Source organism: Streptomonospora nanhaiensis (genome assembly GCF_026642255.1).
Classification (GTDB): Bacteria; Actinomycetota; Actinomycetes; order Streptosporangiales; family Streptosporangiaceae; genus Nocardiopsis; species Nocardiopsis tropica.
This window is the reverse complement of record NZ_CP113264.1, coordinates 3094819-3110105: the sequence shown is the minus strand read 5'-3', so window position 1 is coordinate 3110105 and position 15287 is coordinate 3094819. Positions and strand designations below refer to the sequence as shown.

The following is a 15287-nucleotide window of genomic DNA, read 5'->3' as shown; positions in this document are numbered from 1 at the left end:
ACGCACCGCAGGACCAGCGCGGCGACCCCAAGGACAACGACTCCCAGCACCCGAGCCCTCACGGGGGCGGCGGGGAGAAGCAGGGCAAGTGATCGCCCCGCACAGTGAACGCAGGGCCGCCCTGGCCGCCCGGTTGGCGGACCGGGGCGTCCTGACCGACCCGGCCTGGCGCCGGGCCGTGGAGTCGGTGCCCCGGCACGCGTTCCTGCCCGACACCGTCTGGGGCCTGGACGTCGATGCCGGGGACGGCAAGCTCGCCCCCGTCCCCCGCTCGCACCCGGACTGGTCCCGGTGGGCCTACGACGACGTCTCGGTCATCACCCAGGTCGACGACGGCGCCCCCGCCCACCCGGACGGGCGTGGGGAGCGGGCCACGTCCTCGGCGTCCCAGCCCTCCCTGGTCGTGGCCATGCTCCAGGCCCTGGACGTCACCGACGGGATGGACGTCCTGGAGATCGGCACGGCGACCGGGTACAACTGCGCGCTGCTGTGCGAACGCCTGGGCCAAGAGCACGTCACCTCCGTCGAGATCGACCCGGCCCTGGCCCGGCAGGCGAGGTCCAACCTGGCCGCCGCCGGGTACGAGCCGCGGCTGGTCGTCGGGGACGGCGCCCAGGGGACGCCCGACCGTGCCCTGTTCGACCGGGTGCTCGCCACGGTCGCCGCACGCGACATCCCCGGGTCATGGATCTCCCAGACCCGACCCGGCGGGGTGATCGTCACCCCGTGGGCGACCGGCTTCGCCACTACGGGCCTGCTCCGGCTGATCGTGCAGGAGGGAGGTGTGGCGCACGGGCGCGTGGTCGGCGACGCGCCGTTCATGTGGTTGCGCGATCAGCGGGTGCCCTCCGGACGGTGGAGGGACTTCGTCGACGAGCAGGCCGCCGGCGCGGTCGGGTACCGCACCGCGGTCGACCCGATGCCGGTGTGCGACGCCGACCCCTCCGGCGGTCTGGCTTTGACGGTGGGGGCGCTGGTGCCGCACCTGAACACGGTCCGCTACCACGCGGCGGACGACAGCGGCGAGGCGACCGTCTACCTGTTCGACCGGCGCGGGTCGTGGGCCCTGGTGGAATACGTCCCCGGAAACGCCGACTTCGAGGCGCACCGGTACGGCCCCCGCGACCTGTGCGCGGAGATCGACCACGCCCGCCGTACCTGGGAGGCGGCCGGATCCGTGGACCGCGAGCTCCTGGGGGTCTCGGTGACCGCCACCGGTGAACGGCGGTTGTGGGTCCAGGAGCCGGACAACCCGCTCCCGGGCGCGCCGGGCGGTGCAGGAACAGGCGGTGCGCATCCTCATGTCGGGTGCCGGGTGTGATGGAGGCCCTGGCATGTCTTGAGAAGGATGAGAGTCATGCCAGCGCCGAGGAAGTACCCGCCTGATCTGCGCGGACGAGTGACCCGGATGGCCGTGGACGTCCGCCGCGCCCCGGCGACGCCGTGCGGCACGGGTGGTGTGAAGTCCGAACAGCCCGTCCGCGTCCCTCCCCTTCACACCACAGCGCCGTTGAGCGGCCCGAAACCATCGAGACGCTTCCGCCGGGCAGGCAGGGCGCTCAGACGGGGCGGTCGCGGAGCTCGCGCTTGAGGATCTTGCCCGAGGCGTTGCGCGGCAGCTCCTCCACCAGCCGCACCGCCTTGGGCACCTTGAACGGCGCCAGGCGCTCCCGCACGTGCTCCACCAACAGCCCCGGCAGCGCGTCCGCGTCCGCCCCCGGCGCGGGGACCACGTAGGCCGTCACCGCCTCGATCCACCTCTCGTCGGCCGTCCCCACCACCGCGGCCTCGGCCACCCCCGGGTGCGCGAACAGCACGTCCTCGATCTCCCGGGAGGCCACCAGCACACCGCCCGTGTTGATCACGTCCTTGATCCGGTCCACGACCTCGATGTAGCCACCGGCGTCCGCACGGACCAGGTCGCCGGAGTGGAACCACCCGTCCCGGAACGCCTCCGCCGTCTCCTCCGGCTTGTCCCAGTACCCCTGGCACAGCTGCGGCGACCGGTACACCACCTCGCCCAGCTCCCCCGGCGCCACGTCCCTCCCCCGCTCGTCCACCACCCTCAGCTCCACGAACAGCGCCGCCCGCCCCGCCGACGCGGGCCGCCCGGCGTGCTCCTCCGGGCGCAGCACCGTGGCCAGCGGACCGATCTCGCTCTGCCCGAAGCAGTTGTAGAACCCCAGTCCGGGCAGGGCGCCCCGCAGCCTCTCCAGCACCGGCCCCGGCATGACCGACGCCCCGTAGTAAGCCTTGCGCAGACTGGACAGGTCCCGTCCGCCGAAGTCCGGGTGGTTGGCCATCGCCACCCACAGGGTCGGCGCCGCGAAGAACGCCCCGTGCCGCCCCTCCTCGATCCTGCGCAGCAGGTCCGCCGGGTCGGGCGCCTCCACCAGCGTGTTGGCAGCGCCCACCGCCAGCCACGGCATCAGGAAGACGTGCATCTGGGCGCTGTGGTAGAGCGGCATCGCGTGCAGCGGCGCGTCGTCGGCCCGCAGGTCCAGGCCGGCGACGCACGACAGGTACTCGTGGACCAGCGCCCGGTGGGTCATCATGGCGCCCTTGGGGCGGGAAGTGGTGCCGGAGGTGTACAGGAGCTGCACCAGGTCGGTGTCGCCGACCTCCGTGTCGAGCTCGGGCACCGGCCCGTCCAGGCAGTCGGCGAGCAGGGAGCCCGGCCCGTCGCGCAGTTCCAGGACCTGCTCGACCCCGGTCTCCGCGCGCAGGTCGTCGACGGCCGACCGCAGGGCGGGGTCGACCAGGGCGATCGTGCTGCCCGACTGCCCCAGGAGGTAGGCGAGCTCCTCCCCCCGGAGCGCGTAGTTGATCGGTACGTGGACCAGCCCCGACCGGGCACAGGCCAGGAAGCCGATCAGGTAGGCGTCGGAGTTGCGCCCGTAGGCGGCGACGCGGTCCCCCTTGACCGCGCCGAGGCCGAGGAGCCGGGCGGCGGCCCGTGTGACGGCCGCGTCCAGGTCGGCGTAGGTCCAGGTGCGGCCGTCGAAGGTCAGCGCGGTGGCATCGGGCGCGCGGGCCGCGCTGCGCCGGAGGACCCCGTCGACGGTGCTGGATGTCGTTGAACCGTTCATGCCCCTGTTTTCCGTCCGGTCGGTGAGGCCCCGGGGCCTCTGGCACGCCCCCATCCTGGAGGGTGGCGGGGGCCGCGGCAACCGTTCGGGGGCGTTCTCGGGGGACGGACCGCGACACGCGCCCCGCCCCCGCACCGCTGTGCGACTCCGCGTGACCGGGGGGCGACTCCTTCGCCCTTGCCCGCAAGCGTCCCGTGGTCATACGTTTTGCGGTGTTCACGAGACACCGGGTGGGAGAAACATGAAGATCCTTGTCGTGGGTGCCGGGGCCGTCGGCGGCTACTTCGGCGCGCGGCTGGTCCAGGCGGGCCGGGACGTCGACTTCCTCGTGCGGCCCGCACGCGCCGAACTCCTCCGGGACAGGGGGCTGGTCCTGCGCGGTGTGGACGGCGGCGTGGAGGAGGTCCCCGTGTCCGCGGTGACCGCGGACGGGCTGGGCGCCGGCTACGACCTGGTCGTCCTGGCCGTGAAGTCGTACGGGTTCGAGGCGGCGCTGAAGGACGTGGCGCCGGCGGTGGGGCCGGACACGGTGGTCCTGCCGTTCCTCAACGGCATGCGGCACATCGACGCCCTGGTGGAGCGGTTCGGGGCCGACCGGGTGTACGGCGGCGTGGCCATGGTGATGACCCGCTTGGAGGCGGACGGCGCGATCGTCGAGGTCGGCAGGATGGGCCGGCTGATCTACGGGCCCCTCTCCGACAGCCCCGTGGCAGCCCCGGCCGACGTGCACGCCGCCCTGGACGCGGGCTCCTACTCGGCCACCCTCACCCGGGCCCCGCTCCAGGAGCTGTGGGACAAGTGGGTGTTCCTGGCGACCCTGGGCGCGTGCACGTGCCTGATGCGCGCGCCGATCGGTGCGGTCAACAGCGCGCCCGGCGGCCAGGAGTTCACGTCCGGGATGTTCGCGGAGGCCATCGCGGTGGCCACGGCCGCCGGGTACCCGCCCGGTCGGGACGCCCGGGACCGGGCCGACGCGATCATCGCGGACACCACGGCGACGACCACGACCTCGATGTACTGGGACCTGACGCAGGGCAACCCGGTGGAGGCCGACCAGATCGTCGGGGACCTGGTCGCCCGGGGGCGCGAGCTGGGGGTCCCCACCCCGCTGTTCTCGCTGGCCTACACCGCCTTGAGCGCGTACGCGGCCGGACGCGCCTGAGCCCCGGGAGCGGCGCCGGACGCGCGGACGGCGCACCGCGGGCGGGGCCGGCACGGGGCCCGCTCCTCCCGCGGCGGCGGGGCCCGGTCAGGCGGCGGCGCGGCGCATGTGGACCAGCGGGAACGGGCGGCCCTGGCCGTCGACCGGTGAGCGGCCCGTCTCCTCGAACCCCTGAGCGGCGTAGAAGCCGCGCGCGGAGGGGTTCTGCTCGTTGACGTCCAGGGTGAGGACCGGGTGCCGCTCCGCCGCCCAGGCCAGCAGGGCACGGCCCACGCCGCGGCCCCGGGCATCGTCGTGGACGAACAGCATGTCGATGTGGTGGCCGTCGAGGCCGATGAAGCCCAGGGGGCGGTCATCGGGGTCCACGGCGACCTGGACGTCGTGGCGGGGCAGGTAGGAGTCCAGGATCCTCGCCTCGTAGTGGTCGACGTCCTCCCGGGTCAGGAAGGCGTGCGTAGCGAGGACGGCGCTGCGCCAGATCCCCGCCAGGGCGGGGTGCTCGTCCGCACCCGTGGACGGGCGCACCAGGACGGTGAGAGAAGAGGGCATACGCGCACCGTACCGGGACCGCCCCCGCACGTCACGGGGTTATCCGCCGCTCGGCGCCGGGCCCGTGGCGGAGCGCACGCGGTGGCGCCGGGGCGGGGGTCTACCCTGGCGGGGTCCCGAAGGCCGGATGGGCGCCCCCGTGCCGGCGCCCCACCCCCTGGAGACCCCCATGCCCTTCGGCCGACTCGCCGCCCCCGCCGGGCCCGCCGAGGAGTCGGCCCCCGACGCCTCCCCGTCCCCGAGGGGCGGGGAGGCGATGCCGCGGACGACGTCAACGGCGACGGCTTCCCGGACCTCCTCTTCCTGAGCTCCTACGGGGAGGAGGGCGACGCCGACGAGGGGGCGTTCGACAGCGGGGACTTCGGCGGCTGAGGCGGGCCGCGCCCACGGACGGCGGCACGGGCTGGGAGCATGCCCTCATGGCTTCCGCACCCGACGCCTCGCGGCTCCCCCCGCCCACCGCCCCGCCGCTCCCCCGGCCCGCCCTGATGCTCCAGGAGTGGCGGGACGTCGCCTTCTGGCACTGGCCGCTCCCCCCGGAGGAGGCGGCCCCGCTCCTGCCCCCGGGCACCCGGCCGGACGTCCTGGACGGCGTCACCTACGTCGGCGTCGTCGCCTTCCGTGTGGCGCGCACCCGCCTGCCGGGAGGGGTGCCCGGCGGCGGCTACGGCGAGGTCAACGTCCGGCTGTACTCCGTGGACGGCCTCGGGCGCCGGGGGGTGGTCTTCCTGTCGCTGGAGGCCTCCTCCGCGCACACCGTCCTCGCGGGGCGGGCGGCGGCGGGGCTCCCGTACATGTGGTCGGACGTCAGCGTCAGCGTCAGCGTCGGCGCCGACGGCGACGGCGACGGCGACGGGGCGGCGTACGCGACCCGGCGGCGCCTGCCCCGGTCCCCGGGCCCGGCCCGGGGCCGCTTCCGCCTGCGGGTGGGCGACCCGGTCGACGACCCGTCCCCCTTCGAGCGGTTCGTGACCGACCGGTGGGGGCTGCACACGCACCACGCGGGCCGCACCCGGTGGGTGGCCGCCGCCCATCCGGACTGGCGGCTGTACCGGGCGAGCCCCCTCGGCTGGGACGAGACGCTCCTGGAGCGGGCGGGGATCACCCGGCCCCCGGGAGTACCGAGTGTGCTGTTCTCACCGGGCACGGACACCCGGTTCGCGCCGGGCGGGGCCCTTCCGCGCCACCGGTGACCTCGGCCCGCCGGCGAGGACGGGCCGCAGGGTCACCGCGCGTGCCTGCGGGGCCGGACCGCCCGGGTCAGCAGGCCTCGTAGAGGTAGTCCCCGTGCTCCGGCCCGACCAGGTCCAGGTCGCGCAGGATCATCCGGGAGGGCGCGCCCTCGGCGTCACAGGCCTCGGCGAAGGTCATCCCCGCCTCCTCCAGGGCGTCGGGGTACTCCACCGCGATCACGTCGTCCCCGTAGACCCCGGTGTAGGCCGAGCACTCGCTCCAGACGGCGCAGTCCTCGGCCACGGCGAACTCGAAGCCGACCTCGTCCCTGCCCCGCTCGGTCACCTCGGCCGCGTTCTTCTGCCCGGCGGCCATACCGTGCCCGTTGGCCAGGGCGACCAGCTCGGTGGCCAGGGCCAGGTTGTGGTCCTGGGTCAGCAGGCCCTGCGAGCGCAGGTCGGAGTCGAGGTTGTCGAACTCGACCGCGTCGAAGCCCTTCTCGGCGCAGGTGGCGATGGTCTCGGCGAGGATCTCGGCGATGTCGGCCCTCTTGTCCTCGTCGGAGGTGTCCAGGATCCGCTCGGCCGGCCACCCCGGGTCCACGACCGGTTCGCCGGAGGCGTCGCGCAGGATGAGGTCGGGGTGTTCGAGGAGCCACCACTCCAGGTCGCCCGGCTGGGTCTGGAACCCGTTGACGTAGCAGATCGAGTACATGTCCGGCGCGGGTTCGGCCGTGGAGTCGCGGACCACCGTTCCCACCCCGGCGGGGGGCTCGTAGGAGGCGCCGAGCTGGTAGTCGAAGGTGCCCTCGGGGAAACCCTCGGCGGTCCCGGTCGAGCTCTCGTCGGCGGCGTGGGCCCCGACGGCCTCGGCCTCGGTCTCACCCGGTCCGGCGCAGGCCGAGGCGGTGGTCACGGCGAGGAGGGCCGCGAGGAGTCCGCCGGGGGCCGTTCCCCGGATCCGTCGTGGTGCGGGCATGGATCGTCCGTTCTCGTCTGGCGGGGGTGTCCGCCGCGTCGTGGTGTGGTGCCGGGGAGTCTCCCCGGGCGGAGTGTGGTGGGCCTCCCGCCCGCGCGTCCAGTGTTCCGCACCGGCCGCCGTCGTGATCTTCCGCACTCGTGTTCGGACGGCTCCGGGAGGAGCCGGCCCCGGGGTGCGCCCGCGGCCCGCCGGGGCGCCCCGGCGAAGGCGCGTCCCGCGCCTGTGACCTGGACCTGCACCCGGTGCTCCGCCGGAGGGACGCGGCGCCGACCGCCCCGGTCCGGCGGCGGCGCGCGAGGGGGGCTTTACCGCCGGGGAAGTTGAATTTTGAACGAGTTGCAGCACAGTGTATCTTCGCCGTTTCCGAGCGTTATATCCGTTCTGCGTTCGAATCCCCCGCGATGCGCTCGGTCCCGCCTCCACCCGACTGCCAGAAGGTTCGCGATGAACAAGACCGGCCCTCCCAGTACCAGCCCGGCGTTGAGCGCCCTCCTCGCGGAGGTCCCCGGGGTCGAGAACGTGGTGCTCTGCACGGAGGGAGGCATGGTCCACACCCTGGCCCGGGGCGCCGACCGCCGCGGGGCGGACCAGCTCTCGGCCCTGGGCAGCTTCCTCTTCAGCGGTGCGGGGCGCATCGGCTCGCTGACGCGGTACGGCGCGGTCGACCACGTGGTGATCCGCCTCCGGGGAGGCGGATCGCTGCTCGTGCGCCCGGTCGGCGAGTTCCTGCGGGTCGTGATGCTGACCAGGGCCGACACCCCCCTGCCCCGGGCCGCGGTCGCCCTGGACCGGCTCGTCCAGGAGCTGGAGGGGTCCCTCCCGGCCCGCCGGTAGCCCGGCCCCCGGGAGGGCCCGCCCGGGGGCCGCGGGACTGCGGCCCCCGGCGCGCCGTCAGGCCTTCCTGCCGACACCGCCGTACTGGTCCACCTCGGCGGGCTGCCTGGCGCCCGCGACCGGGGGGCGCCAGCGGGTGACCGGGACCAGGCCCGGCTCCAGCAGTTCGAGCCCGGCCAGGTAGCCGCCGATCTGCACGGGGCTGCGGGGGATGTAGGGCACGGCGCCGCTCTCGTTGTACTCGTCCTGGGCCGCGACGTTCTCCCTGCTGTGCACGTTGCTGCCCTCGCTCACCGTGAGGTGGCTGCCCGGGGGGAGTCCGGCCAGCAGCCGCCGCACGATGGAGACGGCCTCCTCGTAGTCCCGGACGTGGCCGAGGACGCCCATGAGCATCAGGGAGACGGGTCGGTCCAGGTCCAGCAGCTCGCCCGCCTTCTCCAGGATCGCCTCGGGCTCGTACAGGTCGGCGTGGACGTACTGGGTGCGCCCCTCGGGGGTGCTCGTGAGCAGCGCCCGCGCGTGGGTGAGGACGAGCGGGTCGTTGTCCACGTAGACGACCCGCGACTCGGGAGCCACCGACTGGGCCACCTCGTGGGTGTTGTTCGCGGTGGGCAGGCCCGTGCCCACGTCCAGGAACTGCCGGATGCCGACCTCGCCCGCAAGGTGGCGGACGGCGCGCTCCTGGAAGGCCCGCGAGGCCCGCGCCATCTGCGCGATGCCCGGGAAGGCCTCCAGGAACTGGTCCCCCGCCTCGCGGTCGACGGGGTAGTTGTCCTTGCCGCCCAACCAGTAGTTCCACACCCGCGCCGAGTGCGGAACCGTGGTGTCGATCGCCGGTTCCTGACCGTTCATGGATCGCCCGCCTCACTGCTGTCGCTGTATCGGGGCCTTGATCCTACGGCCCGTTCGTCCCCCTACATCCCTTACGTCACAGTGGTTTCGCACGCGCCCGGCCCGCACCGGCGGGGCCGCCGCCTCCGGCCGCCGCGGACCGGCCCCTGCCGGAGCACCCCGCCCAAGGCGCCGGCTCCGCCGCCCGACGGACGCGGGCCCGCACCCGACACCCCGGGGGCCGGCGCACCGCCCCCGGGGAGCCCGGTGTCGGAGGATGTGGCGTGAAGACCCCGGACACTCACCACCCCACCTGCGACAATGGGCACATGCCGAGTCCGCTGACCCGTGTGCCGCCCCTCGTCCGCGCCCGCGAGGCGGGCGGGTACGCCTACCTCTTGGCGTGGGTCGAGACGCGCGCCGGGCTCCGGGCGCGGATCACCTGGGTGGAGCAGTACCGCGAGGAGCCCTACCAGTGGCGCTGGGAGGTGGCCGAGGTCCCGGCCACGCGGGTGACGCAGATGGCCGGGCAGTCCTACCAGGGGGTCCCGCGCGAGCGGCGCGTGAGCGGCTGACCCGCGGCCCCGCCGTGCGCGCGCCGCCCCGGGATGCCGCCGCGCCCCTCATGGTCTAGAATTCGTACATAGGTTCGATTGTGTCGCTTCTTCCCCACCGGCACCAGGCCCGGACCGAGGCCCAGCACACCCGGGGGGAACCGCGCATGCGGCACGGCAGCGAGCACACGGACTTCGCCCACCTGGGGGTCGCCTCCTCGTTCTCGGCCCACCACGGCACCTGTCCTCCCGAGCGCCTGGCCGCCCGCGCCGCCGACCTGGGCCAGGACGTCCTCGCCCTCACCGACCGCGACGGCGTGTACGGCATGGTCCGGCACGTCGACGCCTGCCGCCGGGCGGGCATCCGCCCCGTGCTGGGCTGCGACCTCGCGCTGGACTCCCCCGACGGCGGCCGGGTCACCCTCCTGGCCCGGGGCCGCACCGGCTGGGCGACCCTGTGCCGCCTCGTCACCCGCGCCCACGCCCACACGCGCTCCGCCCCCGGGGCGGGACACGGGCCCCGGCCGGAGCGAGGGCCCGGCCCCTCCAACCCGCCGCGGGCCCCGGGGGCCCCGGCCCTCCCCCACGCGGCCGTGGCCGGCGACTCCTCGGGCGTGGTCGTGCTCCTGGGCCCGGACTCCGACGTCGGCGAGGCCGTCGCCCGGGAACGCCCCTCCCACGCCCGGCGGCTGCTCGCCCGCTGGAAGGACGCGGCCGAGGTCGCGATCGCCGTGGCCGACCACGGCCTGCCCGGACAGCGGCGCACCGCCCGCGCCCTGCTGGCCCTGGCCGCCGAGACCCGCACCCTCGCCGTGCTCACCAACGCCGTCCGCTACCCCGTGGCGGAGGACGCCGAGGTGGCGCACGTCCTGGACCAGGCCCGGCGGTGGGCCCCCGGCGGCTCCCGACCGGGCCCCGCCACGGACCGGGCCTACCTCAAGAGCGGCGCGGAGATGCTCGCCGTCGCCGACCGGTTGTGCGGCGGGGACACCGCCCGCGCCCGGCGCCTGATCGCCCACACCGCCGCCCTGGCCTCGTCCTGCGTCCTGGACCCCGCCGCCGACCTCGGCATGGGCGGCCTCCACCTGCCCTCCGTCCCCCACGCGTCCGACCGGCTCCTGCGGGCCTGCGAGGACGGCCTGGTCCGGCTCGGACTGGGGCGCGACCCCCGCGCCCTGCACCGGCTGTCCCAGGAGATGGAGGTCATCGAGAACAAGCGCCTGCCCGCCTACTTCCTGACCGTCGCCGACGCCGCCGCCCGCATCCGCGACAAGGGCATCCGCTGCTCCATCCGAGGTTCGGGCACCGGCAGCCTGGTCAACCACCTGCTGGGCGTCTCCGCCGTCAACCCGCTGGACCACGGGCTGCTGATGGAGCGGTTCCTGGGCCACGGCCGCCCGGGGCTGCCGGACATCGACCTGGACGTGGAGTCCGCCCGCAGGCTGGAGGCCTACGACGCGGTGTTCGGCGCCCACCCGGGCGGGACGGCGTGCGTGTCGATGACGGAGACCTACCGGGCCCGCAGCGCCCTGCGGGAGGTGGGGGCGGCCCTGCGCCTGCCCCCGCTGGAGGTCGACCGGCTCGCCAAGGCCTTCCCCCACCTGAGGGCGAGCGGCATCCGCGAGGCCGCCCGGGAGCTGCCCGAGCTGCGGCGCTACGACGGCGCGGGCCTCGACGACCCCGCCACCCAGAACCTGTTCCGGCTGGCGGAGAGGCTGGACGGCCTGCCCCGGCACACGGCCATGCACCCGTGCGGCCTGGTCGTCTCCGACGACTCCCTGCGCGACCGCGTCCCGGTCGAGCCCTCCCCGGCCGGCTACCCCGTGGTCCAGCTGGACAAGAACGGCGTGGAGCGGATGGGGCTCGTCAAACTGGACGTCATCGGGGTGCGCATGCAGTCGGCGCTGGCCCACGCGCGGTCCGAGGTGGAGCGCACCACCGGCCGGGCGCCGGACCTGGAGGCCCTGCCCCGGGACGAGGCGACCTACGCGATGATCGGGGCGTCGCTCACCCTGGGCTGCTTCCAGATCGAGTCGCCCGGCCAGCGCGAGCTCCTCAGCCGCCTGCGCCCCGCGGACATGGCCGACCTGATCGCCGACATCTCCCTGTTCCGCCCCGGGCCGGTCAAGAGCGACATGGTCACCCCCTACCTGTCGGCCCGCGACGGCGCGCCCCCGGCGCGGTCGCTCACCCCGCTCCTGGACGGCGTGCTCGCCGAGACCGGCGGGGTGGTGATCTGGCACGAGCAGATCATCGCCCTCCTGCACGCCATGACCACCTGCGGGCCGGACCGGGCCGAGGCGATGCGCCGGAGGCTCGGCACGGAGCAGGGGCGCGCCGACGTGCGGGAGGAGTTCACCTCCATGGCCTACGACTGCGGGCACGACGAGGAGACCGTGGAACGCGCCTGGGAGGTCGTGGCCTCGTTCGGCTCCTTCGGGTTCTGCAAGGCGCACGCCGCCGCCTTCGCGCTGCCCACCTACCAGTCGGCGTGGCTCAAGCGGCACCACCCGGCCGCCTTCTACGCGGGGATCCTCACCCACGACCCCGGCATGTACCCGCGCCGCGTCCTGGTCGCCGACGCCCGCCGCTTCGGGGTCCCCGTCCTGGGCGTGGACGTCAACCGGTCCGAGCGCCCGTGGCGGGCCGAGCGGGCGCCGGACGGGCGGTGGGGCGTGCGCGCGTCCCTGGCCGACGTCCGGGGCGTCACCGGGGCGGAGGTCGACCGGATCCTGGCGGAGCGGCCGTTCCTGTCGCTGCCGGACGCCGCGGAGCGGGCGCACCTGTCCCGCGAGGCGCTGGACAGCCTGGTGCGGGTGGGCGCCTTCGACGCCCTGTCGGGGGTGGGCGGGGGGCCGGACGCCGTCCCGGGGCCGCGGGCGGGCGGCACGGGCGCGGAACCGCCCGGGGAAGGCGCGGGACAGCGGGGGGACGGGCCTCCCGACCGCCGCGACCTGCTCCTCCAGGTGTCCGCCCTGGAGAGGTCCCGCAGGACGCGGACCGACCGGGGGCAGCTCCCGCTGCCGCTGGAGGGCACGGCGCCGGCTCGGGGGTCCCTCCCGGCGACCACCGCGGACGAACGGGTCTCGGCCGAGCTGGAGGTGCTGGGCTACGAGGTGGAGCGGCACCTGCTCGACGGCTACGCCGACTTCCTCGCCTTCCTGGCGGTCCGCCACCGCCTGGTGCGCGCCCAGGACCTGCACCTGGTGCCCGCGGGCGAGGAGGTGCTGGTGGCGGGGGTGAAGGTGGCCACCCAGACCCCGGCGGTGCGGTCCGGGCAGCGGATCGTCTTCGCGACCGTGGACGACGCGACGGGGCTGGCCGACCTGACCTTCTTCTCGTCGGTGCAGCACCGGTGCGCGGCCACGGTGTTCTCCTCCCTGCTGCTGGCCGTGCGCGGCAGGGTGCGCCGGTCCGGGACGGGGCTGGCGACGCTGACCGCCTCCCACGCCCACGACCTGGCCGAACTGCACCGCGTCTGGAAGGAGCGGGGCGCCGACGCGCTGGCGGAGGCGCTGCGCGCGGACCCGTCCGCGGTCCCTCCGGGGCCGCCGCCGGGGCGGTCCGCCGCCGGCCCGCTCCCGGGGGCGGCGCGGCGCCGCCTGTGGCACGCCAGCCCCGGCAGCTCGGGGCGCTGACGCCCGCGGACGGGCCTCCCGTGCGCCGGGACCGGACCCGCGGCCCCCGGGTCGCGAACGCCCTCCGCCGCCCGGGCGGCGGGCCTCAGGGCAGGATCGAGTCGACGTACCCTCCGTCGACGCGCAGGGCGCCGCCCGTCGTGGCCGAGGCCAGGGGCGAGCTGAGGTAGACGACCATGTTCGCGATCTCCTCCGGTTCGATCAGCCTCTGGAGGAGGGACTGCGGCCGGTGCTCCCGCATGAAGACGCGCTGGGCCTCCTCCCACGGCAGGTCCCTGTCGACCAGCTGGTAGACGAACTCCTCCACGCCGCCCGTGTGCGTGGGGCCCGCGATCACGGAGTTGACCGTGACCCCCGTGCCCGCGGCCTCCTTGGCGAAGCCCCGGGACACCGAGAGCAGGGCGGTCTTGGTCACGCCGTAGTGGATCATCTCGGCGGGGACGACCACCGCCGAGTCGCTGGCGATGTTCAGCACCCGGCCCCAGGCGCGCTCCTTCATGCCCGGCAGGAGCCCGCGCGTCATGCGCACCGCCGTGAGGACGTTGACCTCGAAGTAGTGCCGCCACTCGTCGTCGTCCACCTCCAGCGCGGGCCGGGCGCCGAAGATGCCGAGGTTGTTGACGAGGATGTCCGCGTGCCCCGCCGCGTCGAGGACGCGGCGCGCGCCCTCGTCGGTGGCGATGTCCCCCGGGGCGGCGACCAGCTCGGCCCCGGGGAGCTCCCGGCCCAGGCCCTCCAGCGCCCGGCCGACGGATTCCCCGGTCCGGCCGTTGACGGCGACCCGGGCGCCGGCGCGGGCCAGGCCCAGCGCGATGGCGAGGCCGATGCCCTGGGTGGAACCGGTGACCAGGGCGGTCCTGCCGGACAGGTCGATGCGCATGCGGGGGCTCCCTACCGTCGGAAGGCGGCTCCGGTGGGGCGGAGCGCCGGACACGAAGGTAGTCGCGCGCGCGGCCCGCGCACAACGGCGACCCGCGGGCGCGGCCGGGCGGGTGCGGGGCGGTCCCCGCACCGCCCGGCGCCCCGGACGCCCTCCGGGCGTCAGGCCAGGGCGCGCAGGGTCTCGGCCAGCGGGGTGGTCGGGCGGCCGATCAGGCGGGACAGCTCTCCGCCGGCGGCCTCGAGCTCCCCGTCGCGGATGTTGGCGTCCAGGGCGACGACGAACCCGGCGGTGCCCTCGTCCAGTCCGGCCGCGGTCAGCGCGGCCAGGTGCTCCTCGGGGGTGAGGTCGCGGTAGACGACCTCGCGGCCGAGCACCTCGCCGAGGTCCCGGGCCAGTTCCGGGTAGGTCCAGGCGGTGTCGCCGGAGAGCTCGTACACGGCGCCGGCGTGGGCCTCCGGGGCGCGGAGGACGGCCGACGCGGCCTCGGCGTAGTCCTGCCGGGAGGCGCTGGCGACCTTTCCCCCGCCGACGCTGCCGGTGACGACGCCGCTCTCGCGGGCCCGGTCGAGCTGCTGCCCGTAGTTCTCGTTGTACCAGCCGTTGCGCAGGATCGTGGCGGGGACGCCGGAGGCGGCGAGGACCTCCTCCGTGGCCTTGTGCTCGGGGGCCAGGACCAGGGTGGTGTCGTCGGCCCTGGGGGCGCTGGTGTAGACGATGTGCCCGATCCCGGCCTCCTGCGCGGCCCGGACGGCGTTGGTGTGCTGGGGCACCCGTCGGCCGACCTCGCTCCCGGAGATCAGGAGCAGGGTGTCGGCCCCCTGGAAGGCGGCCTTCAGCGACTCCGGGTCGTCGAGGTCGGCGCGCGCGGTCCGCACTCCGGTGGCGGCGAGCGCGGCCAGCCGGCCGGCGTCACGCCCGGTCGCGGTGATCCGGTCGGCGGGGAGGCCCTGGGCCAGGAGGTCGGCGACGACGAGCCGGCCGAGGTGGCCGGTGGCGCCGGTGATGACGACGGACATGCGGGTCCTTCCGATCGCGGGCCGGGGGTTCCCGGCCTTCGTGCGGTGGCAACAGGCCTGTTCTCGAGCGCATTCCGGAAGTCGTGTACGCACCTTTAAGTGAGGTACCTACCTTTTGGTAAGGTCCGGGCATGAAGACGTCGCAGGAGAACCCGGCCGGCCCGTGGCCACGGGGGGAGGTCCTGTCCTCGGACTGCCCCTCGCGGCGGCTGCTGGGGGACGTCACCAGCAAGTGGGGGGTGCTCGTCCTGATCTCCCTCGCCGCAGGGCCGCTGCGCTGGAGCGGGCTGCTGCGCGCCATCGGCGGGATCAGCGAGAAGATGCTCGCCCAGACCCTGCGCACCCTCGAGGCGGACGGGCTGGTCCTGCGCGACGCCAGGCCGGTGGTCCCTCCGTACGTGGTCTACAGCCTCACCGACGAGGGCCGCGAGGTGACCGCGCTGCTGCTGCCGCTCGTGGAGTGGGCCCAGGACCACGTCGCCGCCCCCGGCACGGGAGCCGGGCCGGACGGGGACGCGTAGGCCCCCGGACGCCGGACACGGAGGCGGCCGTGCGCGGCCCGCGCACGACGGCGCCC

General features: G+C 75.3%; 13 protein-coding genes. 7 read left to right on the top strand and 6 right to left on the bottom strand.

What is annotated here, in order from left to right:
* Positions 1-88: 88 nt before the first annotated feature.
* Positions 89-1321, top strand: a complete 1233-nt coding sequence (locus OUQ99_RS13410; protein WP_267949774.1) for a methyltransferase domain-containing protein — start codon at positions 89-91, stop codon at positions 1319-1321.
* Between the two features lie 238 nt (positions 1322-1559).
* On the opposite strand, the gene OUQ99_RS13405 is transcribed toward OUQ99_RS13410, so the two are convergent.
* Positions 1560-3089: a fatty acyl-CoA synthetase gene (locus tag OUQ99_RS13405; RefSeq protein ID WP_267949773.1), complete on the bottom strand. Its 1530-nt coding sequence runs from the start codon at positions 3087-3089 to the stop codon at positions 1560-1562.
* 241 nt (positions 3090-3330) lie between these two features.
* Here OUQ99_RS13405 and OUQ99_RS13400 point away from each other — a divergent pair, with 241 nt between their 5' ends.
* The gene (locus OUQ99_RS13400) at positions 3331-4251 is read left to right on the top strand and encodes a ketopantoate reductase family protein (protein WP_267949772.1); all 921 of its coding nucleotides are present in this window, start codon (positions 3331-3333) and stop codon (positions 4249-4251) included.
* Positions 4252-4338: 87 nt separating this feature from the next.
* Here OUQ99_RS13400 and OUQ99_RS13395 read toward each other — a convergent pair whose 3' ends face one another.
* The gene (locus tag OUQ99_RS13395) at positions 4339-4800 is read right to left on the bottom strand and encodes an acetyltransferase (RefSeq protein WP_267949771.1); all 462 of its coding nucleotides are present in this window, start codon (positions 4798-4800) and stop codon (positions 4339-4341) included.
* 419 nt (positions 4801-5219) lie between these two features.
* On the opposite strand from OUQ99_RS13395, the gene OUQ99_RS13390 reads away from it, so the two are divergent.
* On the top strand, positions 5220-5993 hold the full coding sequence (locus OUQ99_RS13390; protein ID WP_267949770.1) for a YqjF family protein: 774 nt from the start codon (positions 5220-5222) through the stop codon (positions 5991-5993).
* Positions 5994-6060: 67 nt separating this feature from the next.
* On the opposite strand, the gene OUQ99_RS13385 is transcribed toward OUQ99_RS13390, so the two are convergent.
* The gene (locus tag OUQ99_RS13385; protein ID WP_267949769.1) at positions 6061-6951 is read right to left on the bottom strand and encodes an endo alpha-1,4 polygalactosaminidase; all 891 of its coding nucleotides are present in this window, start codon (positions 6949-6951) and stop codon (positions 6061-6063) included.
* A 447-nt stretch (positions 6952-7398) separates the two neighbouring features.
* On the opposite strand from OUQ99_RS13385, the gene OUQ99_RS13380 reads away from it, so the two are divergent.
* The gene (locus tag OUQ99_RS13380) at positions 7399-7788 is read left to right on the top strand and encodes a roadblock/LC7 domain-containing protein (protein WP_267949768.1); all 390 of its coding nucleotides are present in this window, start codon (positions 7399-7401) and stop codon (positions 7786-7788) included.
* Positions 7789-7845: 57 nt separating this feature from the next.
* Here OUQ99_RS13380 and OUQ99_RS13375 read toward each other — a convergent pair whose 3' ends face one another.
* Positions 7846-8640: an SAM-dependent methyltransferase gene (locus tag OUQ99_RS13375; RefSeq protein WP_267949767.1), complete on the bottom strand. Its 795-nt coding sequence runs from the start codon at positions 8638-8640 to the stop codon at positions 7846-7848.
* A 308-nt stretch (positions 8641-8948) separates the two neighbouring features.
* Between OUQ99_RS13375 and OUQ99_RS13370 the strand changes: the two genes are divergently transcribed.
* A complete protein-coding gene (locus OUQ99_RS13370; protein WP_267949766.1) occupies positions 8949-9194 on the top strand; it encodes a hypothetical protein in 246 nt (81 codons plus the stop codon).
* A 146-nt stretch (positions 9195-9340) separates the two neighbouring features.
* Entirely contained in the window at positions 9341-12811 is a 3471-nt protein-coding gene (locus OUQ99_RS13365) for a PHP domain-containing protein (RefSeq protein ID WP_267949765.1), read from the top strand.
* Between the two features lie 85 nt (positions 12812-12896).
* Here OUQ99_RS13365 and OUQ99_RS13360 read toward each other — a convergent pair whose 3' ends face one another.
* Together OUQ99_RS13360 and OUQ99_RS13355 are read right to left on the bottom strand one after the other, a co-directional pair.
* Positions 12897-13691: an SDR family NAD(P)-dependent oxidoreductase gene (locus tag OUQ99_RS13360; protein WP_267949764.1), complete on the bottom strand. Its 795-nt coding sequence runs from the start codon at positions 13689-13691 to the stop codon at positions 12897-12899.
* Between the two features lie 161 nt (positions 13692-13852).
* Positions 13853-14710: an SDR family oxidoreductase gene (locus OUQ99_RS13355; RefSeq protein WP_267949763.1), complete on the bottom strand. Its 858-nt coding sequence runs from the start codon at positions 14708-14710 to the stop codon at positions 13853-13855.
* 131 nt (positions 14711-14841) lie between these two features.
* Here OUQ99_RS13355 and OUQ99_RS13350 point away from each other — a divergent pair, with 131 nt between their 5' ends.
* Positions 14842-15231 carry a winged helix-turn-helix transcriptional regulator gene (locus OUQ99_RS13350; RefSeq protein WP_267949762.1) on the top strand — a complete coding sequence of 130 codons (390 nt, stop codon included), beginning with the start codon at positions 14842-14844 and terminating at the stop codon, positions 15229-15231.
* Positions 15232-15287 lie beyond the last annotated feature (56 nt).

What these genes read in the sequence shown, in the direction of transcription:
- OUQ99_RS13365 (WP_267949765.1), top strand. Translation starts at nt 9,341, where the DNA reads ATGCGGCACGGCAGCGAGCACACGGACTTCGCCCACCTGGGGGTCGCC.
- OUQ99_RS13370 (WP_267949766.1), top strand. Translation starts at nt 8,949, where the DNA reads ATGCCGAGTCCGCTGACCCGTGTGCCGCCCCTCGTCCGCGCCCGCGAG.
- OUQ99_RS13350 (WP_267949762.1), top strand. Translation starts at nt 14,842, where the DNA reads ATGAAGACGTCGCAGGAGAACCCGGCCGGCCCGTGGCCACGGGGGGAG.
- OUQ99_RS13405 (WP_267949773.1), bottom strand. Translation starts at nt 3,089, where the DNA reads ATGAACGGTTCAACGACATCCAGCACCGTCGACGGGGTCCTCCGGCGC.
- OUQ99_RS13380 (WP_267949768.1), top strand. Translation starts at nt 7,399, where the DNA reads ATGAACAAGACCGGCCCTCCCAGTACCAGCCCGGCGTTGAGCGCCCTC.
- OUQ99_RS13355 (WP_267949763.1), bottom strand. Translation starts at nt 14,710, where the DNA reads ATGTCCGTCGTCATCACCGGCGCCACCGGCCACCTCGGCCGGCTCGTC.
- OUQ99_RS13390 (WP_267949770.1), top strand. Translation starts at nt 5,220, where the DNA reads ATGGCTTCCGCACCCGACGCCTCGCGGCTCCCCCCGCCCACCGCCCCG.
- OUQ99_RS13360 (WP_267949764.1), bottom strand. Translation starts at nt 13,691, where the DNA reads ATGCGCATCGACCTGTCCGGCAGGACCGCCCTGGTCACCGGTTCCACC.
- OUQ99_RS13385 (WP_267949769.1), bottom strand. Translation starts at nt 6,951, where the DNA reads ATGCCCGCACCACGACGGATCCGGGGAACGGCCCCCGGCGGACTCCTC.
- OUQ99_RS13375 (WP_267949767.1), bottom strand. Translation starts at nt 8,640, where the DNA reads ATGAACGGTCAGGAACCGGCGATCGACACCACGGTTCCGCACTCGGCG.
- OUQ99_RS13395 (WP_267949771.1), bottom strand. Translation starts at nt 4,800, where the DNA reads ATGCCCTCTTCTCTCACCGTCCTGGTGCGCCCGTCCACGGGTGCGGAC.
- OUQ99_RS13400 (WP_267949772.1), top strand. Translation starts at nt 3,331, where the DNA reads ATGAAGATCCTTGTCGTGGGTGCCGGGGCCGTCGGCGGCTACTTCGGC.